The following is a 26,388-nucleotide window of genomic DNA, read 5'->3' as shown; positions in this document are numbered from 1 at the left end:
CAAGAATCAACGCGCATCTCCAGCAGCACGAGCACCACAACCCGGCGGTCTGAAAATCGCTGGATACACGGGCAGTCCAGGCGAAAACGACCTCTGAGTAGGTGTTTTTGATCCCTGGCCGTGAGGTGGGTACGGCTGGATGATCTCTCATGGCCGACGTGGCCGACCGGACCCAGCACACCGAAGCCCACCTGAACTGGGCACTCATCACCACGATGACCCGACGCCTCACCCGCAAGAGCCCCCGCACCGACAACTGGACCAAGAAGCGCGGCTCCACTTCGTGAACCGACCTTCTCTGCGTCGGTATCACTCCGAGTCTTCAGCACGCCATTCCTCTTCGAGAATGCTGAACGTCAGGGAGTCCCGCCAGCCGTCCCGTATCCATGCCGTGTGTCGAAGGCGCCCCTCGTACGTCATACCGAGCTTGGCCAGCACTCGGGCGGAGCCGAGATTCCGCGGGTCACAGGTGGCGATGATTCGATGAAGCCCCAACTGACCGAAGCCGCGTGAGAGAAGCCGGCGCCCGATTCCTGTGCCAATGCCTTGCCCCCATACCCGAGGATGCACAATGTAGGAGATCTCGCCTTGGCGCTGCGTGTGACTGCGGACATGCAGCTCGCCCACACCGACAACGTCGTCCCCGAAGCGCGCTACATGGGCGAACCTTTGCTGGGGTGTGCTCGACCAAGCCTCGACTGCGGCCTTCACGAAATCGCGTGTCTGGTCCTCAGTGTTTGGTCCCCAAAGCTGGAAACGACAAGCCTCTGGGAGACAGGCCCACGAGTGAATGGCCTGCCAGTCATCAAACGCGATCTTGTCCAAGGACACCGAGTGCTGACTCATGGGTTGATCTTGTCATCTGGAAGTCAGACAGGGCCACGGGTTCAAAAACACCTACTTGAGGGACGGGGGCATGGGCGTCGCGGAGATCGCCGAGCGGCTGACCGTCAGATCGGGCAAGAACGCCGGGCTGCACCCTTCGGTCGCCTCGCTCTGCCGACCGCTTTCCCAGGACCGGGGTCCTGGGCAGCCGTGGCGACCGTCAGCCGGGGCCGATGCTGCTGCCGACGCCGCCACCCGTGGCGTCGCCGATGGGGCGGATGCTCGCCGCGATCTTGTCCATCACGTCGAGGCCGGGCGCCGACGACGGGGCCGCGTCGAAGGCGAAGCGGACGACCATCAGGGAGCCGGTTCCGACCGGCGAGGGGAAGGCGATCGTCTGCACGTATCCCCCCGGGCCCTCTCCTGTCGTGACGCGCCAGCGCACCAGATAGCCGGCCTTGCCCGCGACGGCGAAGTTCTCCGACTTGAGGACCTTGTGGGACTCGATGCCGCCGTGGGGGCGGTTGCCGAGCGTGTCCTCGCCGTAGACGTCGTCCGCGGCTTGTTCGATGTCCTTCTTGGCCAGCGCCTCGGGCGAGGTGTCCGCCGACTGGACGTTGGCCGAGATGGACGACACACGGGCCTGCCGGCAGCGGGACGAGCCGCCGGCGGGACAGTCGTAGGTGTCGTCCGTGTACATCGTCGCGCCCGGCTCGAGGGAGGTGTTCGCCCGGACCCAGCCGTCGGGGATGGGGATGGTGATGCCGTTGAGCTGGTCCTCCAGGTCGGTCGCGTCCTCCGCGGCGGTGGGCGAGGGACTGGTGCCGGCACTCGGGTCGGTGGTCGCAGAGGCCGGTTGCCCGCTGCTGCTCGGCGCCGCCTCGGGCGTGGCGCCCTCGTCGTCCCTGCCGAGGAGCACGGCGCCGGCGGCGATGGCCGCGACGAGCACCACGCCCGCCGTGGCCAGCGCCAACAGGCGCCGGTTGCCGCCGGTTGCCGGCGGGGTCGGGAAGGTCTGCGGCAGCGGGGCGACCGGCTGCTGGAGACCGGCGCCGTACGCCTGTCCCACCGCGTACGGCGGCTGCCCCTGCGCACCGGCCGCGGCCTGGGCCGCGCGGGAGTGCGCGGTCCAGGCCGTACCGTCCCACCAGCGTTCGCTCTGAGGCGCGTTGGGGTCCGGATACCAGCCGGGCGGGGTCGTCATGCTCATCCGGCAACCTTATGGGCGGGGCGGGCCCGGGCTACAGAGGGGTGACGTACGCACCCGAGATGCCGCCGTCGACCAGGAAGTCCGTCGCGTTGACGAACGACGAGTCGTCGCTGGCGAGGAAGGCCACGGCGGCGGCGATCTCGTCCGCCTCCGCGAAGCGCCCGGCGGGGATGTGCACCAGTCGCCGCGCGGCCCGCTCGGGGTCCTTGGCGAACAGTTCCTGCAGCAGCGGGGTGTTGACGGGGCCGGGGCACAGGGCGTTGACCCGGATGCCCTCGCGCGCGAACTGCACGCCGAGTTCGCGCGACATGGCGAGCACCCCGCCCTTGGAGGCGGTGTACGAGATCTGGGAGGTGGCGGCGCCCATGATCGCCACGAAGGAGGCGGTGTTGATGATGGAGCCGCGTCCCTGGCGCTGCATGTAGGGAATGGCTGCCTTGCAGCACAGATAGACAGAGGTGAGGTTGACCTCTTGGACCCGCTTCCATGCGTCGAGGCCGGTGGTGAGGATCGAGTCGTCGTCGGGGGGCGAGATACCGGCGTTGTTGAAGGCGACGTCGACGCTGCCGTAGGTGTCGTACGCGGCCTTGAACAGCGCCTCGACCTGCTCGGGGTCGGTGACATCGACGCGTACGAACGTGCCGCCGACCTCGTCGGCCGCGGCCTTGCCCGCGGTCTCGTCGATGTCGCCGCAGACGACGTTCGCGCCCTCCGCGGCGAGGCGGCGCGCGGCGGCGAGGCCGATGCCGCTGCCGGCGCCGGTGATGACTGCGGTACGGCCGGCCAGACGGCGGCACACAGGGGTCTCGGTCATGGTGGTTCAGGCCTCCGTGCTGATGAAGACGTTCTTGGTCTCGGTGAAAGCGGTCAGTGCGTCGGGTCCCAGCTCGCGTCCCAGGCCGGACTGCTTGTAACCGCCGAACGGAGTCCAGTAGCGGACGCTGGAGTGGGAGTTGACGGACAGGTTGCCCGCCCTGACGGCGCCGGAGACGCGCAGGGCGCGGCCGACGTCACGGGTCCAGATCGAGCCGGACAGGCCGTACTCGGTGGCGTTGGCGAGCCGGACGGCGTCCTCCTCGTCCTCGAAGGGGAGGACAGCGGCGACAGGTCCGAACACCTCTTCGCATGCGGCGGGCGCGTCGGGGTCGATGTCGGTGAGGACGGTCGGCGGAAACCAGAAACCGGGCCCGTCGGGGGCCGTGCCCCGGATCGCCTTGGCGTCGTCGGGGACGTAGCCGCGCACCCGTTCCAGCTGGGCACGGGAGATCAGCGGCCCCATCTGCGTCTTCTCGTCACCGGGGTCGCCGACGACGATCGACTCGATGGCGGGGGCGAGCAGATCGAGGAAGCGGTCGTACACCGACGCCTGCACCAGGATCCGGGTCCGCGCACAGCAGTCCTGGCCGCTGTTGTCGAGGAACGACATGGGGGTGGCTGCCACGGCGGCGTCGAGGTCGGAATCGGCGAAGACGATGTTCGGGCTCTTGCCGCCGAGTTCGAGGGTCACCCGCTTCACGCGGTCGGCGCACTTGGCCATGATGCTCTTGCCGACCCGGGTGGATCCGGTGAAGACGATCTTCGCCACGCCGGGGTGCTGGACCAGGGCGTCGCCCGCCACCGCGCCGGCGCCGGGGAGTACCTGGAAGAGATGCTCCGGAAGCCCTGCCTCCAGAGCGAGTTCGGCCAGGCGCAGGGCGGTGAGTGGTGTGGTCTCCGCGGGCTTGAGGAGGACGGCGTTGCCGGCGGCCAGGGCCGGGGCGGTGCCCCAGGCGGCGATCGGCATGGGGAAGTTCCAGGGCGCGATCACGCCGACGACGCCGAGCGGTTCGAGGATGGTGATGTCGAGTCCGCCCGGGACAGGAATCTGGCGGCCGTTGAGACGTTCCACTCCCCCGGCGGCGTAGTCGAGCAGGTCGCGGACGTTGCCGGCTTCCCATCGGGCGTTGCCGATGGTGTGTCCTGCCTCGAGGACCTCCAGCCGGGCCAGTTCCTCGACGTGGTCGTCGACGACGGCGGCGAAGCGGCGCAGCAGCCTGGCCCGGTCGGCGGGGGCGGCTGACGCCCACCCGCGCTGGGCCTTGGCGGCGCGGGTGACGGCGGCGTCGACCTCGGCGGCCGTTGTCGCGGGGACGGTCCGTACGACCTCTTCGGTGGCGGGGTTCAGTACGTGGTGCGGGACGGTCAAGGAGGGCCTCACATGCGTTCGAAGGAGCGGCGGAGCTCCCAGTCGGTCACCGCGGCGTCGAAGGCTTCGAGTTCGACACGCGCCATGTTTCGGTAGTGGGCGACGACCTCGTCGCCGAAGGCGGCCTTGGCGACAGGGCTGTTCTCCCAGAGCTCCGCGGCCTCGCGCAGGGTGGTGGGGACGTGCTCGTACTCGGCGGAGTAGGCGTTCCCCGTGCAGGCGTCCGGCAGTTCGAGGCGCTGCTCGATGCCGTACAGGCCGGCGGCCACCAATCCCGCGACGGCGAGGTACGGATTGACGTCGCCGCCGGGGAGGCGGTTCTCGAAGCGCATCGAGCGGCCGTGGCCGACGACACGAAGGGAGCACGTGCGGTTGTCGTAGCCCCATGCCACGGCGGTCGGCGCGAAGGAACCCGGTTGGAAACGCTTGTAGGAGTTGATGTTCGGCGCGTACAGCAGGGAGAAGTCGCGCAGCGCGACGAGCTGGCCGGCCAGGAAGTGGCGCATGACGGGCGACATCCCGCCGGGGCCGTCACCGGCCATCACGTTGCGGCCGTCGGCGTCCTGGAGGGAGAGGTGGATGTGGCAGGAATTGCCCTCCCGCTCGTTGTACTTGGCCATGAAGGTGAGCGAGACGCCTTCCTGGGACGCGATCTCCTTCGCACCGGTCTTGTAGACGGAGTGCTGGTCGCAGGTGACCAGCGCCTCGTCGTACTTGAAGGCGATCTCGTGCTGGCCGGGGTTGCACTCGCCCTTCGCGGACTCGACGGTCATGCCTGCCGCGGCCATCTCGTTGCGGATGCGGCGCAGCAGGGGCTCGATGCGGCCGGTGCCGAGGACCGAGTAGTCGATGTTGTACTGGTTGGCGGGGGTGAGGCCGCGGTAGCCGCTGTCCCAGGCCTGCTCGTAGGTGTCCTTGAAGACGATGAACTCGAGCTCCGTGCCGACGTGCGCCGTGTAGCCGTGCTCGGCGAGGCGCTCCAGCTGGCGGCGGAGGATCTGACGAGGGGCTGCGGCGACGGGCGAGCCGTCGTTCCACGCGAGGTCGGCGACGAGCAGCGCGGTGCCCTCGTTCCAGGGGACTCGGCGCAGCGTGGTGAGATCGGGGCGCATGGCGAAGTCGCCGTAGCCGCGCTCCCAGGAGGACATCTCGTATCCGTCGACCGTGTTCATCTCGGTGTCGACGGCGAGCAGGTAGTTGCAGCCCTCGGTGCCGTGCTCGGCGACCTCTTCGAGGAAGAAGGGGGCGGCGAACCGCTTGCCCTGGAGGCGTCCCTGCATATCGGGGAAGGCCAGGACGACGGTGTCGATCTCGCCGCTCGCGACGAGGACGCGAAGTTCCTCGAGGGTGAGCGGGGGTGTGCGGTCTGCCACGGGGTCAGGGCCTTTCTCTCGGATCAGCCGGGAGTCATAAGGTATGGGTGAAGACCATTGCTTGGGAAGGGGAAACCGCGAGGTGGCGAAGACAGGTGGGACGGCGGGCGACGCGACGGACCGGCTGACGCCGGTGCTGCGGCCCGTACGCGCGGGCAACGGCTTCGAGGAGGCACTCGAGCAGATCCTCCAGCTGCTGCGGCTCGGTCTGGTCCCCGGCGGCGAACGGCTGCCCGCGGAGCGGGAGCTGGCCGAGCGCATGGGCATCAGCCGGGTCACCCTCCGCGAGGTGCTCAAGGTCCTCACCGACCAGGGCCTGGTCGAGAGCCGGCGCGGCCGCTACGGCGGAACGTTCGTGCGGCACCGCCCCGACGGCCACGGCGAGGAGGAACTGCGCCGGCGGGTCGCGGACGTGGACGTGGAGGACACCCTGCGCTTCCGCGAGGTGCTGGAGGTGGGGGCGGCGGGGCTGTGCGCGGCGCACGGCCTGACCGAAGAGGAGGCGCGGCGGCTGCGTACGGCACTGGCGGCGACGCACGACGCGCCGCTGACCGAGTACCGCAGGCAGGACACGCTGCTGCACCTGACCCTGGCCGAACTGTCCGGCTCCCCCTCGCTCACCGCACAGTACGCGGCGGTGCGGGCCAGGCTGAACGAGCTGCTGGACTGCATCCCGCTGCTGGTGCGGAACCTGGAGCACTCCCAGCACCAGCACACAGCGCTCGTGGAGGCGGTACTGGACGGCGACCCGGACGCGGCGCGCGAGGTGATGCGGGAGCACTGCGAGGGGACGGCGGCGCTGCTGCGGGGGTTCCTGCCCTGAGGCCGTGACGGTGGTTCCTGTCCTCAGGCTGCCGCGAGGTTCTTGCCCCTGAGGCTGCCGCGGGGGTTCTGCCCCTGAGGCTGCCGCGGGGGTTCCTGTGCGCGGATACGCGACCGATCCGTAACCCGGGCTTTACGCACAGGGCTTGCGCCCGCGCCACGGCTGACGCAAAGGTGTTCGCGCAAACCTTTGAACCTGAAGGGCCTGTGAACCTGAAGGACCTGGAACGCCGAACCTTTGACTGCCAGGAGCGACTCATGGCCGAAGGCACCACCCCACGCACCCACACGCCGGTCGAGCCCACGTCCGTCCCGCCGGAGGACGACGCCTATCTGCACCGGCGCACGCTGCGCAGGGGCAGCGCCGGGTGGCTGCTGCTGACCGGCCTCGGCGTCGCGTACGTCGTGTCCGGAGACTTCTCCGGCTGGAACATCGGACTCGCCAAGGGCGGGTTCGGCGGCCTCGCGATCGCCGCGCTGCTGATGGGCGCGATGTACGCCTGCCTGGTCTTCGCCCTCGCCGAACTCTCGGCGATCCTGCCCACCGCCGGCGGCGGCTACGGATTCGCCCGCCGCGCGCTCGGTACGTGGGGCGGTTTCCTCACCGGCACCGCGATCCTCATCGAGTACATCCTCGCGCCCGCCGCGATCGCCATCTTCATCGGCGACTACGTCGAGTCCCTGGGCCTCTTCGGCCTGGAGTCGGGCTGGCCGGTCTACCTGGCCTGCTTCGCGATCTTCATCGGCATCCACCTGTGGGGTGTCGGCGAGGCACTGCGGTTCAGCCTGGTGGTGACGGCGATCGCGGTCGCGGCGCTCCTCATCTTCGCGGTGGGCGCGTTGACCGACTTCCAAGCCGGCGGCCTCAACGACATCCCTGTCGACACCGAGGCGTTCGGCGCGAGTTCATGGCTGCCGTTCGGTCTGCTGGGCATCTGGGCGGCGTTCCCGTTCGGCATGTGGTTCTTCCTCGGCGTCGAGGGCGTACCGCTGGCGGCGGAGGAGGCCAAGGACCCCGTGCGGTCCATGCCGAAGGCACTGGCGATCTCCATGGGCATCCTGGCCCTGCTGGCTCTGCTGACGTTCTTCGCGGCGAGCGGCGCCCGCGGGTCGGCCGCCATCCAGGAAGCCGGCAACCCGCTGGTGGTCGCCCTCCAGGGCGACGGAGAACCCACCCCGCTCAGCCGCTTCGTGAACTACGCCGGCCTCGCCGGACTCGTCGCCTCCTTCTTCTCACTCATCTACGCGGGCTCCCGGCAGCTCTTCGCGCTCTCCCGCGCCGGCTATCTGCCACGTTTCCTGTCGCTGACCAGCCGCCGCAAGTCCCCCTACCTGGGGCTGCTGATCCCCGGCGCGCTCGGCTTCGCGCTGGCGGCCGGCTCGGGCAACGGCGCGCGCATGCTGAACATCGCCGTCTTCGGCGCGACCATCAGCTACGCGCTGATGGCGCTCTCCCACATCGTGCTGCGCCGCCGCGAGCCGGAACTCCCGCGCCCCTACCGCACGCCCGGCGGGGTTGCCACGTCGTCGGTCGCCTTCGTGCTCGCCCTGTCGGCGCTGGTGGCGACGTTCCTCGTGGACAAGGACGCGGCGTTCATGGCGCTCGGCGTGTACGCCGTGGCGCTCGCCTACTTCGCGCTCTACAGCCGACACCATCTGGTGGCACGGGCGCCGGAGGAAGAGTTCGCGGCGCTCGCGGCGGCCGAGGCCGAACTGGAACGAAACTGATCGGAACGGAACCGAACGGAGGCGTTGTCGTGTCGATGCCGCTCATCGGGGTGAGCACCTACTGGGAGACATCCGCCCGGTGGGGCGTGTGGGAGCTGCCCGCCGCCCTGCTGCCCGCCGGCTATCCCCGCCTCGTCCAGGCGGCGGGCGGGCTCGCCGCGATGCTTCCCCCGGACGAGCCGTCGCTGGCCGAAGCGGTGGTGGCCCGCCTCGACGGCGTCGTCGTGGCGGGCGGCCCGGACGTCGACCCGGCTCGGTACGGGGAACCCCGCTCGCCGCGCACCGGGCCGCCGGCACCGGAACGTGACGCCTGGGAGCTGGCCCTGATCCGGGCCGCGCTGGCATCGGGGACACCACTGCTCGGCATCTGCCGCGGCATGCAGCTGTTGAACGTCGCCCTGGGCGGGACGCTGGTGCAGCACCTCGACGGGCATGTCGCCGGCGTCGGGGTCTTCGGCGAGCACCCGGTGAAGCCCGTCCCCGGCACGCTCTACGGGTCGATCGTGCCGGAGGCCTCCCCCGTCCCGACCTACCACCACCAGTCCGTGGACCGCCTGGGCGAGGGCCTCACACCGAGCGCGTACGCGGAGGACGGGACGGTGGAGGCGATCGAGCGGCCGGGCGCGGAGGGGTGGGTGCTGGGGGTGCAGTGGCACCCGGAGATGGGGTCGGACACACGCCTGATGTCGGCGCTGGTCCGGGCGGCCGACGGGTAGTCCGGCTCTTCGATGCGGGCGGCGGACGGACCCGGCGGAGCTCGCTGCCTCGGGGCTCGACGCCTCTGACACCCGCCGGCCCGAACCGGGCAGCCTCATCGGGGGCGCCGCCCCCGAACCACACCCCACACGCCGGCGAGGCCGGAACAGCCGACCTAGCCCCCGGCTCCACGCAGTGCCCCAGGGAGAACCCCACCCCGGACGCCACGCCTCTGACACCCGCCGGCCCGAACCGGGCAGCCTCGTCCGGGCGCCGCCCCCAAACCCACACCCCACACACCGGCCGGGCATGGTCGCCGGCCTGGCGGCGGACGTTCGCGGGGCCGGACCGGCTACCCCCGCGTCAGGCCCAGCAGGTCCCGTGCCGGGCCCGTCGGGCGCTGGGCGTGTGGCCAGACCGCCCGCAGGTCGCGTTCCAGCGCCACCCCCGCCACCGGCACCCGCATCAGGCGCCGCGACGACAGTTCCTCCGTGACCGCGAGTTCGCTCAGGACGGCGGGGCCCGCTCCGCTGACCGCCGCCGCCTTCACCGCCGTTGTGGAGGCGAGCTCCATCAAGGGAGCGGAGAGCCCTCCGTACCGGGAGAGCGCCGAGTCGAGCACCTGTCGCGTGCCGGAGCCGCGCTCGCGCAGGACGAGCGGTGTACCCGCCAGTTCCTCCGGCGTCACGGGCGACCGTCGTCGCCGTGCCCAGGCGTGGCTGGGCGCGGCGACGACGAACAGCCGGTCGTGTCCGATGACCGCGCCGTCGAGGCCCTCCGGTACGGAGAGGCCCTCGACGAACCCCAGGTCGGCCTCGCCCGACAGCAGCCGCTGGGCGACGGCCGACGAGTTGCCGGCGATCAGGGAGACCGCGGTGTCGGGGCGTTCCGCCCGCAGGGCGATGAGCCAGCCCGGCAGGAGGTACTCGGCGATCGTCATGCTCGCCGCCACCCGCAGCCGCGAGTCACGCCGCCCCCGCAGCGCCTGGGCGCCGGCGTCGAACGCCTCTGCGGCTTCCACGATGCGCCGCGCCCAGTCGGTGACCAGCGACCCCGCTTCCGTCAGCTCGGAGCCACGAGGGGAACGGTCGACGAGGGCGACGCCCAGTTGGCGTTCCATGGAGCGGATACGGCTGCTGGCGGCGGGCTGGGTGATGCCGATCTCCCGGGCGGCGCGCCCCAGGCTTCCGTGGCGAGCCACGGCGAGCAGCAGTTCCAGCGCGCCCAGTTCGGGGACCCGGTGGGCCAGCGGCACGCGTTGCTCATCGCTCATAAGACCAGCTTATGAGGTGATAGAGGGAAGGTCCCTGGTGGGGGCGTCGGCCCTGGGCGAACGTGAGGCCATGGTCACCGCCGTCCAGCCTCGTCACGGCTCCCCGGAGCCGGCCCTCTTCTCCCCGGAGCCGGCCCACGTCACCGCCGTCGCGCTGCCCCGGCTTCCGTCCGTCCGGCATCTCGGCCCGAACTGGTACGCCCCTGTGATGGGGACGGCGGCGGTCGCGAGCGCCGGTGTCGCGCTGCCCGGGGAGGCCCCGGGGTTGCGGGCGGCCTGCACCGGAGTGTGGGCGCTGTCCACGGTGCTCCTGGCGCTCGTGCTGGCGGCGCGGACCGCCCACTGGGTCCACCACAGGCACCAGGCACGGGCGCATCTCCTCGATCCGGCCATGGCCCCGTTCTACGGCTGCCTGTCGATGGCGCTGCTCGCTGTCGGCGTGGCCACCCTCACCGCCGGCAGGACCGTCATCGGTGAAGGCCCCGCCCTGGCGGGTGCGTTCGTCCTGTACGGGGCCGGCACGGCCGTCGGGCTGGTGGCCGCCGTCGTCGTGCCCTACCTCATGGTCGTCCGCCACCGGATCAGGCCCGGCAGCGCGTCGCCGGTGTGGCTGCTGCCCGTCGTCGCTCCGATGGTCTCCGCCGCGTTCGGTCCGCTTCTGGTGCCGTATCTGCCGCCGGGCCAGTGGCGGGAGTCGCTGCTGCTCGCGAGCTACGCGATGTTCGCTCTGAGCCTGCTGGCCACGCTGCTGATCCTGCCCGTGGTCTTCGCCCGCCTCGCCCACCACGGCCCGCTGCCCCTCGCGCTCACCCCGGCCCTGTTCCTCGTGCTCGGCCCGCTCGGCCAGTCGACCACCGCGGTGAACAAGCTGGCGGACGCGGCGCCCGGTGCGATCGGCGCCCCCTATGTGACCGGCCTCGGTGCGCTCGCCGTCGTCTACGGTGTGCCCGTGATGGGCTTCGCGCTGCTGTGGCTGGCACTGGCCGCCGCGATGGTGCTGCGGGCGGCGCGGCACGGCATGCCGTTCACGATGGGCTGGTGGGCCTTCACCTTCCCGGTCGGCACCTGCGTGACCGGGGCCGAGTCGCTGGCGCGCCACACCGGTCTGGTGGCGTACGACTGGCTGGCCGTCGCCCTCTACACCTTCCTCGTCGCAGCCTGGGCGGTCGCGGGGGCTCTCACCCTGCGCGGCCTGCTGCGCCGAGAGCTGCTCGCAGCGCCGCGCTGAGCGCCTGCGGCGCCTCGACGAGGGACGGGCCGTACCAGGTCAGGTCCCGCCCGTCGACGAGAGCCGCGGGAAGGCCGGGGAAGGCCTCCGGCCCGTCGTCCGGGGTGAAGCGGTACGGCTCGTCGGGCAGTACGACGGCCTGGGCACCGCTCGCCCGCAGTTCCTCCACGGGGATGCGCGGGTAGCGCTCGGCGTGCCCGGCGTACACGTTGACGACGCCGAGCCGGGCGAGCAGGTCCCCGGCGAAGGTGTCGCGACCGAGCACCATCCACGGTCGCCGCCATACCGGGACGACGGCCTTGATCTGCGGCAGCGGCTCGACGGCTGCCCATGCCTCTTCCGCCCGGTCCAGCCAGCGCGGGCGGGCGAGGGAGCAACCGGTCACCAGCACCCGCTCCAGCTCGCGGAACGCCTGGTCGAGGCTCCGTACCTCGGTGACCAGCACGTCGACGCCCGCCTGGCGCAGCGCGGCGAGATCGGGCTCGCGGTTCTCCTCCTCGTTGGCGATCACGAGATCGGGGCGCAGCCGCAGCACGGCGGTGATGTCGGGATTCTTGGTGCCGCCGATGCGTGCGGCCGTAAGGCCGGGCGGGTGGGTGCACCAGTCGGTGACGCCGACCAGCAGCCCGGGGGCGGTGACGGCGACGGCTTCGGTCAGCGAAGGCACCAGGGAGACGACGCGCACCGGCCGCCTCAGCCGCGCGGGTCGCGTGTCGTCGCGATGTGGTCGGAGACCGCGACGACGAGGATGCGGGTGTCGGAGGTGGTGGCGCGCCAGCGGTGCCGCACGCCGCCGGACAGGAACAGCGCGTCGCCGGGGCCGAGCCGGTAGGCCCGGCCCTCCGCCTCGACCTCGACGGCTCCGTCCGCCACGTACAGCAGCTCGTCGTTGCGGTGCTCGAACTCGCGGCCGGTCTCCTGTTCGCCGCTGAATTCGAGGGCGTGCAGCTGGTGCTGTCCGCGTACCAGCGCTCGGATGCCCTCTGCGGGGCCGGCTGACCTGGCGTCGTCCCCGGCTCGTACGACGTCGACCGTACGGGCGGCGTCGGATGCGGCGAGCAGCCGCTCCGCCGTGGTGTCGAGGGCGTCGGCGACGCCTTTGAGCGAGCGCATGCTGGGGCGGGCGCGCTCGTTCTCGATCTGGCTGAGGAAGGGCACCGAGAGGCCGCTGCGCGCCGAGACGGCGGCAAGCGTGAGTCCGAGGGCCCTGCGGCGTTTGCGCACGGCCGCTCCCACCCGGAGGGGCTCTTCCCTCTCCTTGGTGTTCTTCGCGTCCTTCGCGTCCATGGGCCGGGCTCCCCTCCCCTGGGTCCTGTCTCACCATACGCACCATCCGCCCACCCGTACTCGACAAGCGCATGAGCTCGGGGTCCACAGGGGGCGGACCGGCCGAAAGCGACACCGGAAAGGGGTGGGTCCCGCCGGTTCGGCGGGACCCACCCCTTCGCGTGATCGATGAGGCTAGACGTGTCCGGGCGACTACTGAGGAGCGATCTCGTCCGCGATGCCCGGGTTCTGCTCCTCCATCCAGGCCTTCACCGCCGCTTCCTCGTGCCCGGTCCCACGCTTCTGGATTGCGTTCTCCAGGCCCGCCAGCTGCTTCTCGCTGAGCTTGAAGTCCTTGAACCACTTGGTGAGCTGCGGGTACTGCCGGGGGAAGTCCTCGGAGGCGACGGTGTGGATCTCGTCGCCCGTGCCGAAGGACTTCTTCGGGTCGGCGAGCTTGGTGAGCCCGTACTCGCTGTACGCCCAGTGCGGGGTCCACAGCATGACCGCGATGGGCTCCTTCTTGGCGTACGCGCGCTTCAGCTCGGCGAGCATGCCGGGCGTGGAGCTGTCGACGATCTTGTACTCCTCGTCGAGCCCGTAGTCCGGCAGGACCTTGTTCTTGAGGATGTTCATGGTCTCGGTACCGGGCTCGATGCCGACGACGCGGCCCTCGAACTCGTCACCGCGGCCCTTGAGATCGTCGAGGGAGTCGACCCCCTCGACATACGAGGGAACGGCGATCTCGAGGGACGTGGGTCCGTACCAGGAGCCGAGGTCGGTGAGCTTGTCTCCGTACTTGTCCCAGTACTTCTTCTGTGTGGTCGGCAGCCAGCCGTCGAACTGCACGTCGATCTGGCCGCGGGAGAGCGCGGTGTACATCGGGCCGACCTCGAACTGCTTGAGGTTCATCGTGTAGCCGCGTTCCTCGAGGACCGCCTTCCACAGGTACGTGGCGGCGATGTCCTCCTCCCACGGGAACCAGGCGACCTCCAGGGGACGGTCGCGTTCGTCCTTGCCGCCCTTGGCCGCCTTGCCGCCCTTGCCGGCGGGCGCCCACTTGTCCGCGAGACCGGGGTTGTCCTTCAGCCAGGCACGGACGGCTTCCTGCTCGTTGCCCTTGCCGGTCTCCTGGATCTTCGCCTCGAGACCGGTGAGCTGCTCCTCGGTCATCTTGAAGTTCTTGAGCCACTTGCCTACCTCGGGGTTCTCCGCGGAGAAGCCCTTGCGCGCGAGCGTGTGCACGCCGTCGCCCTTGCCCCAGGAACCCTCGGGGTCCTTGAGCTTCTTCAGGTCGTAGGTGCTGTAGGCCCAGTGCGGCGACCACAGGGTGGTGACGATGGGTTCCTTCTTGTCGTACGCGCGCTTCAGCTCGGCCAGCATGCCGGGCGTCGAGCCGTCGACGACCTTGTACTCCCCCTCGAGGCCGTAGTCCTTCAGGACCTTGTCCTTGAGGATGCCCATCATTCCGGCGCTCGGCTCGATGCCGACGATCCGGCCCTTGAACTGGTCCGACTTGCCCTTGAGGTCCTCGAGGGAGTCGATGCCCTTCATGTACGAGGGGACGGACAGCTCCAGCGACGTGGGGCCGAACCAGGAACCCAGGTCCTCGAGCTTGTCCTGGTACTTCTCCATGTACGAGGCGTGGGTGACCGGCAGCCAGGCGTCGGTCTGGAAGTCGATTTGGCCGCCCGCGAGGCCGGTGTACAGAGAGCCGGCCTCCAGCTGCTTGGTGTCGACCTCGAAGCCGCGCTGCTCCAGCAGCTCCTTCCACAGGAAGGTGGAGGCGATGCCCTCGTCCCATGGGATGTAGCCGATCGACACCTTCTTGCCGTCCCCGATCCGGGGCGCGTCGGCGGTGTCCGTCTTGGCGCCGCCGAACATGCCCATGCCGCCCGCGACGAGCGCGAGGACGACGATGCCGACGACAGCGACGGCGGGCTGCGGACGGTGGTCCCAGATCTTCAGCCGGCCGGTCATGGCGCGCGCCTTGGCGAGGGCGCGGCGGCCGAGCGGCGAGACCTGGCGGCCCAGCGCGCCGGTGATCCGGTCCAGGTACATCGCGAGGATCACGATGGAGACGCCCGCCTCGAAGCCGAGGCCGATGTCGACGTTGCCGATGGCCCGGTAGACGGCCCCGCCGAGACCGCCACCGCCGACCATGCCGGCGATGACGACCATGGACAGGCCCAGCATGATGACCTGGTTGATGCCGGCCATGATCGTGGGCAGGGCGAGCGGGAGCTGCACACCGAGCAGCGTGTTACGGGGCGTGGTGCCGAAGGCCTCCGCGGCCTCGACGAGCTCCTCGTCGACCTGACGGATACCGAGTTCGGTCATCCGGACGCCCGGCGGCAGCGCGAAGACGATGGTGGCGATGATGCCGGGGACGACGCCGACGCCGAAGAAGATGATGCCGGGGATCAGGTAGACCATCGCCGGCATGGTCTGCATGAAGTCGAGCACCGGCCGGATGATCGTGCTGACCGTCCTGGACCGCGAGGCCCAGATGCCGAGCGGGACGGCAATCACCAGCGTCACTATGGTGGCGACCAACACCAGCGACAGGGTCGACATGGCGTCTTCCCATAGCTCGATGGAGTCGATCAGCACGAATCCCGCGAAGGCGAGCACACCGGCGAGCAGCCCGCGCAGCCACCAGGCGACAACCGCGAGAATGCCGGCGAAGAGCAGCGGTTCGGGCGCGGAGAGGGCCGCGTCGATGCCGTCGTACATCCCGGTGACGAGCGAGCTGATCGCGTCGAACAGCCAGGAAAGATGGCGCTGGAGCCAGTCGACACCGTTGTCGACCCAGTCGCCGAGGTGGAGCCTAGGCACTGGCCACCGCCTTGTCCGCCGTGACGGCGGGCGTCACGGCGGCGGGTGTGGACTGCGCCGCCACGGTGGGCGCGGTCGGGCTCATGGGCTCGCCGAGAACGGCGAGCAGCCGGGCACGCGGTACGACCCCGATCAGTTCGCCCTCGTCGTCGGCGACGGCGACAGCGACCCCGCTCGTGGAGCAGGGCGTGAACAGTTCGATGATCGGCGTGTCCGCCGCGACGGTGGCGGGCGCGGCGGCCAGCACGTCCTTGGCGTTGCGCAGTTCCTTGCCGCTGTCCGTCCTCGCGCCGTACGCCGTCTCGGGGTCGGCCATGATCGCGCCGGCGGTGAGCACACGGGAGCGGTCGACGTCCTGGGTGAAGGAGGCGACGTAGTCGTTGGCGGGGGTGACGAGGATGTCCTCGGCGGTGCCGAGCTGGACGATCCGGCCGTCGCGCATCACCGCGATCGAGTCGCCGAGACGCATGGCCTCGTTGAGGTCGTGGGTGATGAAGACGATGGTCTTCTTGAGGCGCTTCTGCAGCTCCAGCAGCTGATCCTGCATGTCGCGGCGGATCAGCGGGTCGAGGGCGCTGAAGGACTCGTCCATCAGCAGCAGGTCGGCGTCCGTGGCGAGCGCGCGGGCGAGGCCGACGCGCTGCTGCATGCCGCCGGAGAGCTCGTCGGGCCAGGAGTTCTCCCAGCCGGCGAGTCCGGCCAGCTCGAGTGCCTCCGCGGCGCGCTTGTCGCGCTCGGCGCGGGGGACTCCCTGGACCTCGAGGCCGTAGCCGGCGTTCTCGAGAACGCTTCGGTGCGGGAAGAGCGCGAAGTGCTGGAACACCATGCTGATCTTGGTGGAGCGCACGGTGCGCAGTTCGCGGGCGCTCAGCGCGGTCAGGTCCTGGCCGTCGAACAGCACACGTCCGGCGGTCGGCTCCAGCAGCCCGTTGAGCATGCGGAGCAGGGTGGACTTGCCGGATCCGGACAGACCCATGACGACGAATATCTGACCCGGTTCGACGGTGAAGGAGGCGTCGATGACCGCGGCGGTCGTTCCTTCTTCACGCAGCTCGTCGCGGTCGGCGCCGCTTTCGAGCCTGGAGACCGCTTCGTCGGGTCGTCTGCCGAACACTTTGTACAAGTGCTCGGCCTGCAGCCTGGACACATACACCTCACGGGTCGGACCGAAACGGCCCGCCACCCCCGCGGGCAGGCCGTGGAGCGTGAGGGGTCTGCCCATTGCCCGATGCAATTGTTGAAATCGATACCGGGTCCGCTCCGGGCGCGCACCTGCCCCGACCTGCACAGGTCAAACGGAAGTGTGATCCAGTTCACCAGGGAGTCGTTTTCCGGCCTCGGGGCGGGCCGCGGGTCACTGTCGGTGGTGTGCGGCATCATCGTGCCTGTGACGCGACGCCTGATGCTCCTCGACACCGCTTCCCTCTATTTCCGCGCCTACTACGGAGTCCCCGACTCGGTGCGGGCGCCCGACGGCACACCGGTCAACGCGGTGCGCGGGCTGCTCGACTTCATTGCGCGACTGGTCCAGGACCACCGGCCGGACGACGTTGTTGCCTGCTGGGACAACGACTGGCGCCCGCAGTGGCGGGTGGATCTCATCCCCTCGTACAAGGCGCACCGTGTCGCGGAGGAGCACGAGCTCGGCCCGGACGAGGAGGAGGTCCCCGACACCCTCACTCCCCAGATCCCGGTGATCGAGGCCGTGCTGGCGGCGGTCGGCATCGCCCGCGTGGGCGCCGACGGTTACGAGGCGGACGACATCATCGGCACCCTGACCGCGCGGGCCACCGGCCCCGTGGACATCGTGACCGGCGACCGCGACCTGTTCCAGCTCGTCGACGACGCGCGGGAGCGGCGGGTGCTGTATCCGCTCAAGGGGGTCGGCACACTCCAGGCGACGGACGAGGCGTGGCTGCGCCAGAAGTACGGCGTGGACGGTCCTGGTTACGTCGACCTGGCCCTGCTGCGCGGTGACCCGAGCGACGGGCTGCCCGGCGTGCCCGGGATCGGCGAGAAGACCGCGGCCAAGCTGCTCGACGCGTACGGCGACCTGGACGGGATCATGGCGGCGGTCGGCGACCGCACGTCCAGGCTGACGCCCGCGCAGCGCCGCCGACTGGACGAGGCGAGGGCGTACATCGCCGTCGCACCGAAGGTCGTCAGGGTCGCCGCCGACGTGGCACTGCCCGACTTCGACGCCTCACTGCCGAGCGCTCCCCGCGATCCGGTCGCGCTCGAGGAGCTGGCGGAGCGGTGGGGGCTGGGCGGGGCAGTGGTGCGATTGGTGTCGGCTCTGCGGCGTTGAGACGCATCTCCTCCGGGCGGGATGTTAACTTAGGCAAGCCTAAGCAACGATCGTCCAGGGGAGTAGCACCGTGGCAGACCGAGCGGAACGACCGGCCCGCACGTCACCGAAGGTCCACGAGGCGAAGGTGGTGCGCACCGAGCGGGTCAGCCCGCACATGGTGCGGGTGGTCCTGGGCGGTGAGGGACTGGCCGCGTTCGAACTCGGCGAGTTCACGGACCACTACGTCAAGCTGATCTTCCCGGCCGAGGGCGTCCGCTACCCGGAGCCGTTCGACATGGACCGCATCCGTCAGGAACTCCCGCGTGACCAGTGGCCCGCGAACCGCACGTACACGGTGCGGAGCTGGGACGCCGTCCACCGCGAGCTGACCATCGACTTCGTCGTCCACGGGGACGAGGGCCTCGCGGGCCCGTGGGCGGCCCGGGCACAGGTCGGCGAGACCATGCGGTTCCTGGGCCCCGGCGGGGGCTACGCCCCTGCGCCCGAGGCGGACTGGCACCTGCTCGCCGGCGACGAGAGCGCCCTGCCCGCGATCGCGGCAGCGCTGGAGCGGATGCCGGCGGGCACGACCGCCCACGCCTTCGTGGAGGTCGACGGCCCGGACGACGAGCAGAAGATCGCCGCCCCGGACGGCGTCGACATCACCTGGCTCCACCGGGGCGACCGTCCGGTCGGCGAGGCCCTGGTCGCGGCGGTGACGGCGCTGGACTTTCCGGAGGGACGCGTCTGCGCGTTCGTGCACGGCGAGGCGGCCTGCGTGAAGGACCTGCGGCGACTGCTGCGGGTGGACCGCGGGATCCCGCAGGAGCAGCTGTCGATCTCGGGGTACTGGCGGCTGGGCAAGACGGACGAGGCGTGGCGCGCGGTGAAGCGGGAGTGGAACGAGCAGGTGGAGCGGGAGCAGGAACGCGCGTCCTGACAAGGAGCGTTCCTCCAGCTCGTCGCTCCGGCCGCAGCACCGTCCGTGGACAGTGGATCTGGCGCAGCGGATGATGAGATGGAACGGGAAATCTAGGGACGGAAGGTATGGATCGCCATGTCTGAGCATCCTGATTGCGCCCTGGTCCGCCGGGGCTACACCGCGTTCGTCGCCGACGACATGGACACACTCGGCAGCCTGATGACCGCCGACGCCGTCTACCACGTACCCGGCAACAACCTGCTCTCCGGACACCACAAGGGCCGGGACGCCATCCTGGATGTGTACCGGCGCATGGGCCAGGAGACCAACGGCACCATGCAGATCCAGGTCGAGGCGGTGCTCGCTGACGGGCGCGGCCATGTCATGTCGTTCCACACGGTCCGGGCCGACCGCGGCGACCGCGGGATCGAGGTCCGCGTAGGGCTGTTCTTCACGATCGTGGGCGGCAAGGTCACCGACATCGACGAGTGCACGGAGGATCTCGACGAGGTGGACGCCTTCTGGAGCTGACGAGCTGACAGCCGAGGAGCTGAGCCGACGTCAGTCGGAGACTTTCGAATCGAGCCCACGGCCCCGGCGGTGCGCCGGGGCCGTGGGCTCGAGGCGAGGTTCAGCCGACCGAGCTGTACGCCACCACGCCGCGCAGCAGCCCGTCGACCGCCTTGCGGGCGTTCTTCGCGACGGTGCTGTTCTCCCTGGGCGCGGCCGCGGCGATCTGGCCGAGCACGTCGATGACCTGCTTGCACCAGCGCACGAAGTCGCCCGCGGGCATCTCCGCCTCGCGCAGCACCTCGTCCAGCCCCTTGTCGGACGCCCACTGATGGACGGCCCAGGCGAAGCCGAGATCCGGCTCCCGCTGCCCTACGCCCTCCGCCTGGTTGATCCTGAACTCCTCCTCCAGGGCGTCCAGCCTGCCCCAGATGCGGACCATCTCGCCCAGCGCCGCCTTCGCTTTGCCGGCGGGGACCTTGGGCGCCACCGCGTCGTCCGACTGGCGCGCCTCGTAGACCAACGCGGAGACGCACGCGGCCAGTTCGGCGGGATTCAGTCCTTCCCAGACGCCCTCCCGCAGGCACTCGCTGGCCAGCAGGTCCAACTCGCCGTACAGCCGGGCCAGGCGCTTGCCGTGCTCGGTGACCTCGTCGTCGCGGAGGTAGTCCATCTCGGTGAGCAGAGCGACGATCCGGTCGAAGGTCCGGGCGATCGTGTTCGTCCGGCCCTCGATACGGCGCTCCAGCTGGCGGGTGTCCCGCTGAAGGCGGTGGTAGCGCTCGGCCCAACGGGCGTGGTCCTCACGCTCGTCGCACCCGTGGCAGGGGTGGGCGCGCAGCTCCGCGCGCAGCCTGTTGATCTCACGGTCGTCGGCGGCGGCGGACCGCTGCCTGCGGTGCCGCTCCGGCTCGATGTGCCCGGCCTTGGTCCGCAGCGCGGACGCGAGGTCCCGACGTGACTGCGGGGAGCGGGGGTTGAAGGACTTCGGGACGCGCATCCGCTCCAACGCCTCGACCGGAACCGGGAAGTCGATGGACGCCAGCCGCTTGACCTGCCGCTCGGCGGTCAGCACGAGCGGCCGGGGCCCGTCATGGTACTCGAAGCCGCGGTGGCCGTTGGTCCGGCCGGCCGGGACACCGGGGTCGAGCACCAGCGCCAGACCGGCGAACTTGCCCGTCGGGACGTGGATGACGTCTCCCGGCTTCAGCTTCTCCAGCGACGCGGCGGCGGCCGCGCGGCGCTGCGCGGCGCCCTGCTTGGCCAGTTCGGTCTCACGGTCCTTCAGGTCCCGGCGCAGCCGCGCGTACTCCTCGAAGTCGCCGAGGTGGCAGGTCATGCCCTCGCGGTAGCCCTGGAGCCCCTCCTCGTTGCGCTGCACCTGACGGGAGATGCCGACGACCGACTTGTCCGCCTGGAACTGGGCGAACGAGGTCTCCAGCAGCTCGCGCGAGCGGTGCCGCCCGAACTGCTGCACCAGGTTGACCGCCATGTTGTACGACGGCTTGAAGCTGGAGCGCAGCGGATACGTGCGTGTGCCGGCGAGTCCGGCGAGGGCGCCGGGGTCCATGGCCCGCTGCCACAGGACCACCGCATGGCCCTCGACGTCGATGCCGCGGCGGCCGGCGCGGCCGGTCAACTGGGTGTACTCACCTGGGGTGATGTCGGCGTGCTGCTCGCCGTTCCATTTGACGAGCTTCTCCAACACGACGGAACGGGCAGGCATGTTGATGCCGAGAGCCAGCGTCTCCGTGGCGAACACGGCCTTCACCAGGCCCCGCACGAACAGCTCCTCCACGACCTCCTTGAAGGTCGGCAGCATGCCGGCGTGGTGCGCGGCGATGCCCCTCTCCAGGCCTTCCAGCCATTCGTAGTAGCCGAGGACATGGAGGTCCTCGCGCGGGATGGAGGACGTACGCTCCTCGACGATCTCACGCACCTTCGTGCGCGCGTCCTCGTCGTTGAGCCGCAGGCCGGCGGAGAGGCACTGCTGCACGGCGGCCTCGCAGGCCGCGCGGCTGAAGATGAACGTGATGGCCGGCAGCAGCCCTTCGGCGTCGAGCCGGTCGATGACCTCGGGCCGGCCCGGCGTCCAGATGCGGTTGCGCTGCCGCCGCTCCCGCTCCCGGTCCGCCTCGCGCACCATCTTTCCGCGGCGGCGGTCTCGCGGGTTGTACGTGCGCTGGTTCTCCATCCGGGCCAGACGGACCAGGTCCGGGTTGACCTCGCGGCGGGCGACACCGCGGCCGCCGTGGTCGGTCTCCTCCTCGAAGAGGTCGTACATCCTCCGCCCTGCCATGACGTGCTGCCACAGGGGGACGGGACGGTGTTCGGAGACGATGACCTCGGTGTCGCCGCGGACGGTGTCGAGCCAGTCCCCGAACTCCTCCGCGTTCGACACGGTCGCCGAGAGTGACACCAGGGTCACCGACTCGGGGAGGTGGATGATGACTTCCTCCCAGACGGCGCCGCGGAAGCGGTCGGAGAGATAGTGCACCTCGTCCATGACGACATGGCCGAGGCCCAGCAGCGCCTGCGAGCCCGCGTACAGCATGTTGCGCAGCACCTCGGTGGTCATGACGACCACCGGTGCGTCGGAGTTGACGCTGTTGTCTCCGGTCAGCAGGCCGACCTTCTCGGCGCCGTACCGCTTGACCAGGTCGGCGTACTTCTGGTTCGACAGTGCCTTGATCGGCGTCGTGTAGAAGCATTTGCGGCCCTGCTGCAGGGCGAGATGGACGGCGAACTCGCCGACGATGGTCTTGCCGGAGCCGGTGGGCGCCGCGACGAGCACACCCTTGCCCGCCTCCAGGGCCTGGCATGCCTCGATCTGGAAGGGATCGAGATCGAAGTCGTACATCGCGCGGAAGGGGGCCAACGCGGTGGCCTCCTCGACGGCGCGGATCCGGGCGGCGGCGTAGCGCTCTGCGGGAGAGAGGTCCTCGGTCATCTTGTTCATGAGCCTACCCGCCGCCTCTGACAGTGAGCGGATCTTTAATCGGACCAGGCATCTACCGGATGGGATACCCGGCGGGGACGGGGCGAAGCATGCGAAAAGCGGGGCCCGCCGCCTCGGCGGGCCCCGCTTCTGTCCTGTCGGCTGCGCCTCAGGTGATGTCGTCGTAGCCGTTCAACCGGTGCGAGCGCCCACCGTCGGCCTCGCCGGTGGCCTGCTCGGGGAGGGCACGGGCGGTGGCCGAGACGGACTCCACCTCGCCGAGGGCGGCGGGGGTGAGATCGAGGTCGGAGGCCTCGTCGTCGTCGAGGTCCGCGTCGGGGTTGTTGCGGCGGCGGCGTCGGTCGTTCAGCAGCGAGAACCCGACGGCCAGGAAGTAGAGCAGGATGATCGGCCCGGAGAGAGCGATCATGCCGAGCGGGTCGGTCGACGGGGTGGCGATCGCTCCGAAGACGAAGATGCCCATGACGGACCCGCGCCACCAGCCGAGCATCCGGCGGCCCGTCACCACACCTGCCGCGTTCAGCATGATCAGGATGAGCGGCAGTTCGAACGAGAAACCGAAGATCAGCACCATACGGACGGCGAAGTCCAGGATGGTGTCGACCTCGAGGATGTTCGCGGCGGTCTCCGGGGTGATGCTCAGCAGCACCTTCATGCTGACCGGCATGATCAGGAACGCCATGTAGGCGCCGGCCACGAAGAGAGGGATGGCCGCGGCGGCGAAGTAGTACGTGTACTTCTTCTCGGTCTTGTGCAGCCCGGGCGCCACGAAGGCCCACAGCTGGTAGAGCCAGACCGGACAGGACACGATGATGCCCGCCATGAGGACCACCTTGACCGTGGTGGTGAAGGGCGAAAGCAGATTGCTGTACGCGATGACCGCGCACTTGCCGCCGGTGGTGAGATCCCCCTTCTCGCATGCGGGGACCGGCGACGCGAGGAGGTCCATCAGCTCCTGGCTGTAGAAGGCGGCGACCACAGAGGTGATCACAATCGCCAGCATCGCCTTCGCGAGCCGGTTGCGGAGCTCACGGAGATGGTCCGCGAGCGGCATCCGCCCCTCGGGGTCCTTCTCCTTAAGTTTCGAGCGGGCAGGCTTGAGCAACCCACGTCCTCATCTCGTGCGGCAGGCCATGGTCGAACGGCCTTGGGGCGTCAGCGCTGGGGGGTGTCGGTGGGCTCGTTCACGGGACGGGCGCTGGTGACATCGCCGGGCGCGGCCTGGATGGTGCGGGACGGCGGGGTCTGGCCCTGCGCCGGGTCCTTGGGCTCTGCCGGGGTGGCCGCAGGCTGACCCTCGGACTTCATCGCCTTGGCCTCGCTCTTGAGGATCCGCGCGGACTTGCCGAGCGAACGCGCCATGTCCGGGAGCTTCTTGGCGCCGAACAGGAGGAGGATGAGAAGCGCGATGATGATGATCTCGGTGGGGCCGATCTGTCGGAACATAACTGTGTCTACCTTCTCACCGAGGCGGCTTGGGGCTCTTGGCTGCTGACCGCGATGGGGACAGATGTCCGAACCGCGACGGCAGCGATCCTAACTCGCACGGGTAAACGCAGGGCAATCCCTGTGCATACTCACGTCAGCGGTCGGCGCCTCATCACCTGTGCCGCCACCAGCAGCCTACCGCCCGGGCCCGGCCCGCAGGAGGGGGCGACGGCGCTCTCCGGCGGGGGCCGAGGGGAACCCGTGGCTCAGCGCAGGGCCTCTCCGGAGCGGGCGAGACCGGTCGCGGCCCGCTCCAGGTCCTCGGCGGCGCGATTGATACGGGCGGCGGTGCGGGCGACTTCGGAGCCCAGACGCCGGGCCTCGATGAACACCCTGATGCCGAGGACCCCCAGGACGGCGATCCCGAGGAAGCCGAGTGCGATGGCGAGCATGGGCCAGAACATGCGCAGAGCCTAGACCGTTCCTGGAGTCATTTCCGAGCCGGGCCGTCACACGGTCGAGTGCAGACGCAGGGTCCTGACCCCGCCCCCGGTAAGCAGTTCCACGATCCGCTCCCCCGCCGGCTTGCGGACCGCCGAGCCGCACTCGGGGCACGTGAAGGAGTAGAAGGTGGTGCGGCGGCTGCCGCCGATGGCGAGGCGCAGCGCCCCCGCGGAAAGCTCGAAGCGGGCGCGGCAGTCCGGACAGGCAGCCTTGAAGAGGACCGGCCCTACCCGGCTCGGGACCGGGGACATCGAGGGGATCCGTGGCGTCACGGTCATGGGGCGCCGGCTCCTTGTTCCTGACTGCCGTACGGTTCCCGGGCGTCATGCGTGTCCCGGGCATCGTGCGTGTCCCGGGCATCGTGCGTGTCCCGGGCATCGGGTTCCCCGGCGTCGTACGCGGCCAGAGCCTCGCATGCCGCCGTGCGCGCGCTGTCCGCGAGTTCTTGCGGGGAGACGATCCGCCCGTCCCTGCCCAGTCGCAACGCCAGGCGGCGCAACGAGGACGGCATCGGCGTACGCAGCGTGATGCGCAGACCACCGTCCGGCAGTTCCTCGGCACGATCGTGCGGGTAGTACTCCGCGACCCAGCGTCCACCGGGCGCCACCTCGACCACCACCTCCGGATCGTCCGGCGACGGCTGGACCAGGCCTTCCGACAGGTCGCGCAGCTCGATCTCGGGGGGCGCCGCCGGGGCGTCGAGCAGCCGGATCTCCGCGACGCGGTCGAGGCGGAAGGTCCGGCGCGCCTCCGAGAGGCGGCACCAGGCCTCCATGTACGTGTGGCCGACGGCGAAGAGCCGGATCGGATCGACCTCGCGCTCGGTCAGCTCGTCACGGGCGGGCGAGTAGTACCGCAGCCAGAGCCGCCGCCGCTCGGAGATCGCCCGGTCGACGTCGGCGAAGACCCCGCCCTCGGACTCGAAGGTCACCGAGAGCCGGGAGCTGGCGCCCGCGGCCTCGCCTGCGGCCGCCTCCAGCTTCGCCGTGGCCCGCAGCAGCGCCTCGCGGTCGCCTTCGCGCAGGCCGGGAAGCGTCGCGACGGCACGCGCAGCGACCAGCAGTGCCGTCGCCTCGTCGGCGGCGAGCCGCAGCGGCTCCGCGGTGGACTCCCCGGACGCGTCGGGGTTGCGCCACCAGATCCGCTCGCCGTCGGTGTCGATGTCCAGCAGATCACCGCCCCGGAAACTGGTCCCGCACATGGGCAGCACATCGAGGTCGGAGATCAGCTCGTCCTCGGTGATGCCGAAGGCGCGGGCGACATCGGCGATACGGGCGCCGGGGCGCTCGCGCAGATACGTCACCAGCGACAGCATCCGCCGGGTCTGGTCGATGGCGTTCGCGGCCATGTCGTCTCGGTCCTCTCAGCCCTTGGCCACGGCGCGCAGCCGGTCGACCACATCGGCCCGCAGGTCCGCGGGCTCCAGTACGACGACGTCCGGACCGAACTCGACGAGCCAGGCGTCCAGCCCGTGCCCGTACGGAATCTCCAACTCGTCCCACCCGTCGCCGAGTTCCCGTACGGCGGTGGCCCGCGAACGCAGCGGATATCCGCAGCCGGCACGCAGCCTGATCCGCGCGGAGCGGGTCGCCGTCTCGCCGGCCCAGCTCTCCACGGTCTCGCGGACGGTGACGACATCCGGCACGGGGGCGGTGAACGAGCCCGCGCGCGAACGGACCTTGCCGGTGATACGGGACAGCCGGAACACCCGCTCCGCACCGCGGCCCCGGTCGAAGCCGGCGAGATACCAGTGACCGCGCCAGCATTCGAGCGTCCACGGTTCGACATGGCGCTGCTCGGGCCGGGCGGAGTTCGCCTTGCGGTAGTCGAAGACGACCGGGCGGCGGTCGCGGCAGGCGAGCATCAGCGGTTCGAAGGCCGCCTCATGGACGGGAATGCGCGGTTCGAGGGCGCTGTGCTGGACCTCGTACGCGTCCTCGGTCTCCGGCATGCCGGCCGCGCGCAGCTTCTGGAGGGCGCCGCTGGCGGCCCCGGCGAGGCGCGCCTGCTGCCACACCTTGGCGGCCAGGCCCAGCGCGGCGGCTTCCTCCGCGTCCAGGGTGATGGGGGGCAGCCGGTTGCTGTCGCGGCGCGCGAGGTAGCCGATGTCGCCGTCGAGGGACTCCACCGTCTCGATCACCAGGCCGAGTTCGCGCAGATCATCCTTGTCGCGCTCGAACATCCGGTTGAAGGAGTCGTCGGAACCGGCCTCCAGGTAGGCCTCGATGGACCCGCGCAGCTCGCGCTTGCTGAGCGGCCGCCGGGTCCCGAGCAGACACAGCGCCAGATTCATCAGCCGCTCGGCCTTGGCAATGGCCATCGACGCCCTTC

The 26,388-nt window shown here is 70.3% G+C and carries 25 protein-coding genes; 8 read left to right on the top strand and 17 right to left on the bottom strand.

What is annotated here, in order from left to right:
* Nucleotides 1-149: 149 nt before the first annotated feature.
* Nucleotides 150-287 carry a hypothetical protein gene (locus tag ACIQ7Q_RS34045; RefSeq protein WP_403871042.1) on the top strand — a complete coding sequence of 46 codons (138 nt, stop codon included), beginning with the start codon at nt 150-152 and terminating at the stop codon, nt 285-287.
* A 22-nt stretch (nt 288-309) separates the two neighbouring features.
* On the opposite strand, the gene ACIQ7Q_RS34040 is transcribed toward ACIQ7Q_RS34045, so the two are convergent.
* The 5 genes from ACIQ7Q_RS34040 to ACIQ7Q_RS34020 all read right to left on the bottom strand — a co-directional run bounded on the left by ACIQ7Q_RS34040 (nt 310) and on the right by ACIQ7Q_RS34020 (nt 5,593).
* Complete coding sequence (locus tag ACIQ7Q_RS34040; RefSeq protein WP_403871039.1) at nt 310-846, bottom strand: GNAT family N-acetyltransferase; 537 nt, start codon at nt 844-846, stop codon at nt 310-312.
* Between the two features lie 199 nt (nt 847-1,045).
* On the bottom strand, nt 1,046-2,035 hold the full coding sequence (locus ACIQ7Q_RS34035) for a DUF2510 domain-containing protein (protein WP_403871036.1): 990 nt from the start codon (nt 2,033-2,035) through the stop codon (nt 1,046-1,048).
* Nucleotides 2,036-2,066: 31 nt separating this feature from the next.
* Nucleotides 2,067-2,849, bottom strand: coding sequence for a 3-oxoacyl-ACP reductase (locus tag ACIQ7Q_RS34030; protein WP_403871033.1), 783 nt, complete (start codon nt 2,847-2,849; stop codon nt 2,067-2,069).
* 6 nt (nt 2,850-2,855) lie between these two features.
* The gene (locus ACIQ7Q_RS34025) at nt 2,856-4,262 is read right to left on the bottom strand and encodes an aldehyde dehydrogenase family protein (RefSeq protein WP_403871060.1); all 1,407 of its coding nucleotides are present in this window, start codon (nt 4,260-4,262) and stop codon (nt 2,856-2,858) included.
* Nucleotides 4,229-5,593, bottom strand: coding sequence for a glutamine synthetase family protein (locus tag ACIQ7Q_RS34020; RefSeq protein WP_403871030.1), 1,365 nt, complete (start codon nt 5,591-5,593; stop codon nt 4,229-4,231). The genes ACIQ7Q_RS34025 and ACIQ7Q_RS34020 overlap by 34 nt, the downstream gene beginning before the upstream one ends.
* A 43-nt stretch (nt 5,594-5,636) precedes the next feature.
* Between ACIQ7Q_RS34020 and ACIQ7Q_RS34015 the strand changes: the two genes are divergently transcribed.
* From ACIQ7Q_RS34015 to ACIQ7Q_RS34005, 3 genes are all read left to right on the top strand, one after another.
* A complete protein-coding gene (locus tag ACIQ7Q_RS34015) occupies nt 5,637-6,416 on the top strand; it encodes a FadR/GntR family transcriptional regulator (RefSeq protein ID WP_403871027.1) in 780 nt (259 codons plus the stop codon).
* A 257-nt stretch (nt 6,417-6,673) separates the two neighbouring features.
* Nucleotides 6,674-8,143, top strand: coding sequence for an ethanolamine permease (gene eat, locus ACIQ7Q_RS34010; RefSeq protein ID WP_403871024.1), 1,470 nt, complete (start codon nt 6,674-6,676; stop codon nt 8,141-8,143).
* Between the two features lie 35 nt (nt 8,144-8,178).
* Nucleotides 8,179-8,859: a gamma-glutamyl-gamma-aminobutyrate hydrolase family protein gene (locus tag ACIQ7Q_RS34005; protein WP_403871057.1), complete on the top strand. Its 681-nt coding sequence runs from the start codon at nt 8,179-8,181 to the stop codon at nt 8,857-8,859.
* A gap of 332 nt (nt 8,860-9,191) precedes the next feature.
* Here the strand turns inward: ACIQ7Q_RS34005 and ACIQ7Q_RS34000 are convergent, their stop codons facing one another.
* Nucleotides 9,192-10,112 carry a LysR family transcriptional regulator gene (locus ACIQ7Q_RS34000; RefSeq protein ID WP_403871021.1) on the bottom strand — a complete coding sequence of 307 codons (921 nt, stop codon included), beginning with the start codon at nt 10,110-10,112 and terminating at the stop codon, nt 9,192-9,194.
* A gap of 70 nt (nt 10,113-10,182) precedes the next feature.
* Here ACIQ7Q_RS34000 and ACIQ7Q_RS33995 point away from each other — a divergent pair, with 70 nt between their 5' ends.
* Nucleotides 10,183-11,340 carry a TDT family transporter gene (locus ACIQ7Q_RS33995; protein WP_403871055.1) on the top strand — a complete coding sequence of 386 codons (1,158 nt, stop codon included), beginning with the start codon at nt 10,183-10,185 and terminating at the stop codon, nt 11,338-11,340.
* Here ACIQ7Q_RS33995 and ACIQ7Q_RS33990 read toward each other — a convergent pair.
* The 4 genes from ACIQ7Q_RS33990 to ACIQ7Q_RS33975 all read right to left on the bottom strand — a co-directional run bounded on the left by ACIQ7Q_RS33990 (nt 11,291) and on the right by ACIQ7Q_RS33975 (nt 16,591).
* Nucleotides 11,291-12,025 (bottom strand): helical backbone metal receptor, encoded by a 735-nt coding sequence (locus ACIQ7Q_RS33990; RefSeq protein WP_403871018.1) that lies wholly within the window; start codon nt 12,023-12,025, stop codon nt 11,291-11,293. The genes ACIQ7Q_RS33995 and ACIQ7Q_RS33990 overlap by 50 nt on opposite strands.
* Nucleotides 12,026-12,033: 8 nt before the next feature.
* Nucleotides 12,034-12,627 (bottom strand): helix-turn-helix domain-containing protein, encoded by a 594-nt coding sequence (locus ACIQ7Q_RS33985; protein WP_403871015.1) that lies wholly within the window; start codon nt 12,625-12,627, stop codon nt 12,034-12,036.
* Nucleotides 12,628-12,819: 192 nt separating this feature from the next.
* Nucleotides 12,820-15,444 (bottom strand): ABC transporter permease/substrate binding protein, encoded by a 2,625-nt coding sequence (locus tag ACIQ7Q_RS33980; RefSeq protein WP_403871012.1) that lies wholly within the window; start codon nt 15,442-15,444, stop codon nt 12,820-12,822.
* Nucleotides 15,437-16,591, bottom strand: coding sequence for a glycine betaine/L-proline ABC transporter ATP-binding protein (locus tag ACIQ7Q_RS33975; protein WP_403871052.1), 1,155 nt, complete (start codon nt 16,589-16,591; stop codon nt 15,437-15,439). Before ACIQ7Q_RS33975 ends, ACIQ7Q_RS33980 begins: the two co-directional genes overlap by 8 nt.
* 255 nt (nt 16,592-16,846) lie before the next feature.
* On the opposite strand from ACIQ7Q_RS33975, the gene ACIQ7Q_RS33970 reads away from it, so the two are divergent.
* From ACIQ7Q_RS33970 to ACIQ7Q_RS33960, 3 genes are all read left to right on the top strand, one after another.
* Nucleotides 16,847-17,752: a 5'-3' exonuclease H3TH domain-containing protein gene (locus ACIQ7Q_RS33970; protein WP_403871049.1), complete on the top strand. Its 906-nt coding sequence runs from the start codon at nt 16,847-16,849 to the stop codon at nt 17,750-17,752.
* Nucleotides 17,753-17,822: 70 nt separating this feature from the next.
* Nucleotides 17,823-18,674 (top strand): siderophore-interacting protein, encoded by an 852-nt coding sequence (locus tag ACIQ7Q_RS33965; protein ID WP_403871009.1) that lies wholly within the window; start codon nt 17,823-17,825, stop codon nt 18,672-18,674.
* 117 nt (nt 18,675-18,791) lie between these two features.
* A complete protein-coding gene (locus ACIQ7Q_RS33960) occupies nt 18,792-19,187 on the top strand; it encodes a nuclear transport factor 2 family protein (protein WP_403871006.1) in 396 nt (131 codons plus the stop codon).
* Nucleotides 19,188-19,287: 100 nt separating this feature from the next.
* Here the strand turns inward: ACIQ7Q_RS33960 and ACIQ7Q_RS33955 are convergent, their stop codons facing one another.
* From ACIQ7Q_RS33955 to ACIQ7Q_RS33925, 7 genes are all read right to left on the bottom strand, one after another.
* Nucleotides 19,288-22,116: a DEAD/DEAH box helicase gene (locus tag ACIQ7Q_RS33955; RefSeq protein ID WP_403871047.1), complete on the bottom strand. Its 2,829-nt coding sequence runs from the start codon at nt 22,114-22,116 to the stop codon at nt 19,288-19,290.
* Between the two features lie 157 nt (nt 22,117-22,273).
* On the bottom strand, nt 22,274-23,179 hold the full coding sequence (gene tatC, locus ACIQ7Q_RS33950) for a twin-arginine translocase subunit TatC (protein WP_403871045.1): 906 nt from the start codon (nt 23,177-23,179) through the stop codon (nt 22,274-22,276).
* A gap of 101 nt (nt 23,180-23,280) precedes the next feature.
* A complete protein-coding gene (gene tatA, locus ACIQ7Q_RS33945; RefSeq protein WP_356637611.1) occupies nt 23,281-23,571 on the bottom strand; it encodes a Sec-independent protein translocase subunit TatA in 291 nt (96 codons plus the stop codon).
* 248 nt (nt 23,572-23,819) lie between these two features.
* On the bottom strand, nt 23,820-24,017 hold the full coding sequence (locus tag ACIQ7Q_RS33940) for a hypothetical protein (protein ID WP_403871001.1): 198 nt from the start codon (nt 24,015-24,017) through the stop codon (nt 23,820-23,822).
* Between the two features lie 45 nt (nt 24,018-24,062).
* On the bottom strand, nt 24,063-24,335 hold the full coding sequence (locus ACIQ7Q_RS33935; protein WP_403870998.1) for a hypothetical protein: 273 nt from the start codon (nt 24,333-24,335) through the stop codon (nt 24,063-24,065).
* Nucleotides 24,332-25,405, bottom strand: a complete 1,074-nt coding sequence (locus ACIQ7Q_RS33930; protein WP_403870995.1) for a helix-turn-helix transcriptional regulator — start codon at nt 25,403-25,405, stop codon at nt 24,332-24,334. The genes ACIQ7Q_RS33935 and ACIQ7Q_RS33930 overlap by 4 nt, the downstream gene beginning before the upstream one ends.
* A gap of 15 nt (nt 25,406-25,420) precedes the next feature.
* On the bottom strand, nt 25,421-26,377 hold the full coding sequence (locus tag ACIQ7Q_RS33925) for a helix-turn-helix transcriptional regulator (protein WP_403870992.1): 957 nt from the start codon (nt 26,375-26,377) through the stop codon (nt 25,421-25,423).
* Between the last annotated feature and the right edge of the window lie 11 nt (nt 26,378-26,388).

This window comes from Streptomyces sp. NPDC096176 (genome assembly GCF_044763255.1).
Classification (GTDB): domain Bacteria; phylum Actinomycetota; class Actinomycetes; order Streptomycetales; family Streptomycetaceae; genus Streptomyces.
The sequence above is the reverse complement of the archived record's forward strand: the minus strand, read 5'-3'. Positions and strand labels throughout refer to the sequence as shown.

What these genes read in the sequence shown, in the direction of transcription:
- ACIQ7Q_RS33970 (WP_403871049.1), top strand. Translation starts at nt 16,847, where the DNA reads ATGCTCCTCGACACCGCTTCCCTCTATTTCCGCGCCTACTACGGAGTC.
- ACIQ7Q_RS33935 (WP_403870998.1), bottom strand. Translation starts at nt 24,335, where the DNA reads ATGACCGTGACGCCACGGATCCCCTCGATGTCCCCGGTCCCGAGCCGG.
- ACIQ7Q_RS34040 (WP_403871039.1), bottom strand. Translation starts at nt 846, where the DNA reads ATGAGTCAGCACTCGGTGTCCTTGGACAAGATCGCGTTTGATGACTGG.
- tatC (WP_403871045.1), bottom strand. Translation starts at nt 23,179, where the DNA reads ATGCCGCTCGCGGACCATCTCCGTGAGCTCCGCAACCGGCTCGCGAAG.
- ACIQ7Q_RS33930 (WP_403870995.1), bottom strand. Translation starts at nt 25,405, where the DNA reads ATGGCCGCGAACGCCATCGACCAGACCCGGCGGATGCTGTCGCTGGTG.
- ACIQ7Q_RS33940 (WP_403871001.1), bottom strand. Translation starts at nt 24,017, where the DNA reads ATGTTCTGGCCCATGCTCGCCATCGCACTCGGCTTCCTCGGGATCGCC.
- ACIQ7Q_RS33960 (WP_403871006.1), top strand. Translation starts at nt 18,792, where the DNA reads ATGTCTGAGCATCCTGATTGCGCCCTGGTCCGCCGGGGCTACACCGCG.
- ACIQ7Q_RS33995 (WP_403871055.1), top strand. Translation starts at nt 10,183, where the DNA reads ATGGTCACCGCCGTCCAGCCTCGTCACGGCTCCCCGGAGCCGGCCCTC.
- ACIQ7Q_RS33985 (WP_403871015.1), bottom strand. Translation starts at nt 12,627, where the DNA reads ATGGACGCGAAGGACGCGAAGAACACCAAGGAGAGGGAAGAGCCCCTC.
- ACIQ7Q_RS34030 (WP_403871033.1), bottom strand. Translation starts at nt 2,849, where the DNA reads ATGACCGAGACCCCTGTGTGCCGCCGTCTGGCCGGCCGTACCGCAGTC.
- ACIQ7Q_RS34000 (WP_403871021.1), bottom strand. Translation starts at nt 10,112, where the DNA reads ATGAGCGATGAGCAACGCGTGCCGCTGGCCCACCGGGTCCCCGAACTG.
- ACIQ7Q_RS33925 (WP_403870992.1), bottom strand. Translation starts at nt 26,377, where the DNA reads ATGGCCATTGCCAAGGCCGAGCGGCTGATGAATCTGGCGCTGTGTCTG.
- eat (WP_403871024.1), top strand. Translation starts at nt 6,674, where the DNA reads ATGGCCGAAGGCACCACCCCACGCACCCACACGCCGGTCGAGCCCACG.
- ACIQ7Q_RS34015 (WP_403871027.1), top strand. Translation starts at nt 5,637, where the DNA reads ATGGGTGAAGACCATTGCTTGGGAAGGGGAAACCGCGAGGTGGCGAAG.
- tatA (WP_356637611.1), bottom strand. Translation starts at nt 23,571, where the DNA reads ATGTTCCGACAGATCGGCCCCACCGAGATCATCATCATCGCGCTTCTC.
- ACIQ7Q_RS33955 (WP_403871047.1), bottom strand. Translation starts at nt 22,116, where the DNA reads ATGACCGAGGACCTCTCTCCCGCAGAGCGCTACGCCGCCGCCCGGATC.
- ACIQ7Q_RS34035 (WP_403871036.1), bottom strand. Translation starts at nt 2,035, where the DNA reads ATGAGCATGACGACCCCGCCCGGCTGGTATCCGGACCCCAACGCGCCT.
- ACIQ7Q_RS34005 (WP_403871057.1), top strand. Translation starts at nt 8,179, where the DNA reads ATGCCGCTCATCGGGGTGAGCACCTACTGGGAGACATCCGCCCGGTGG.
- ACIQ7Q_RS34045 (WP_403871042.1), top strand. Translation starts at nt 150, where the DNA reads ATGGCCGACGTGGCCGACCGGACCCAGCACACCGAAGCCCACCTGAAC.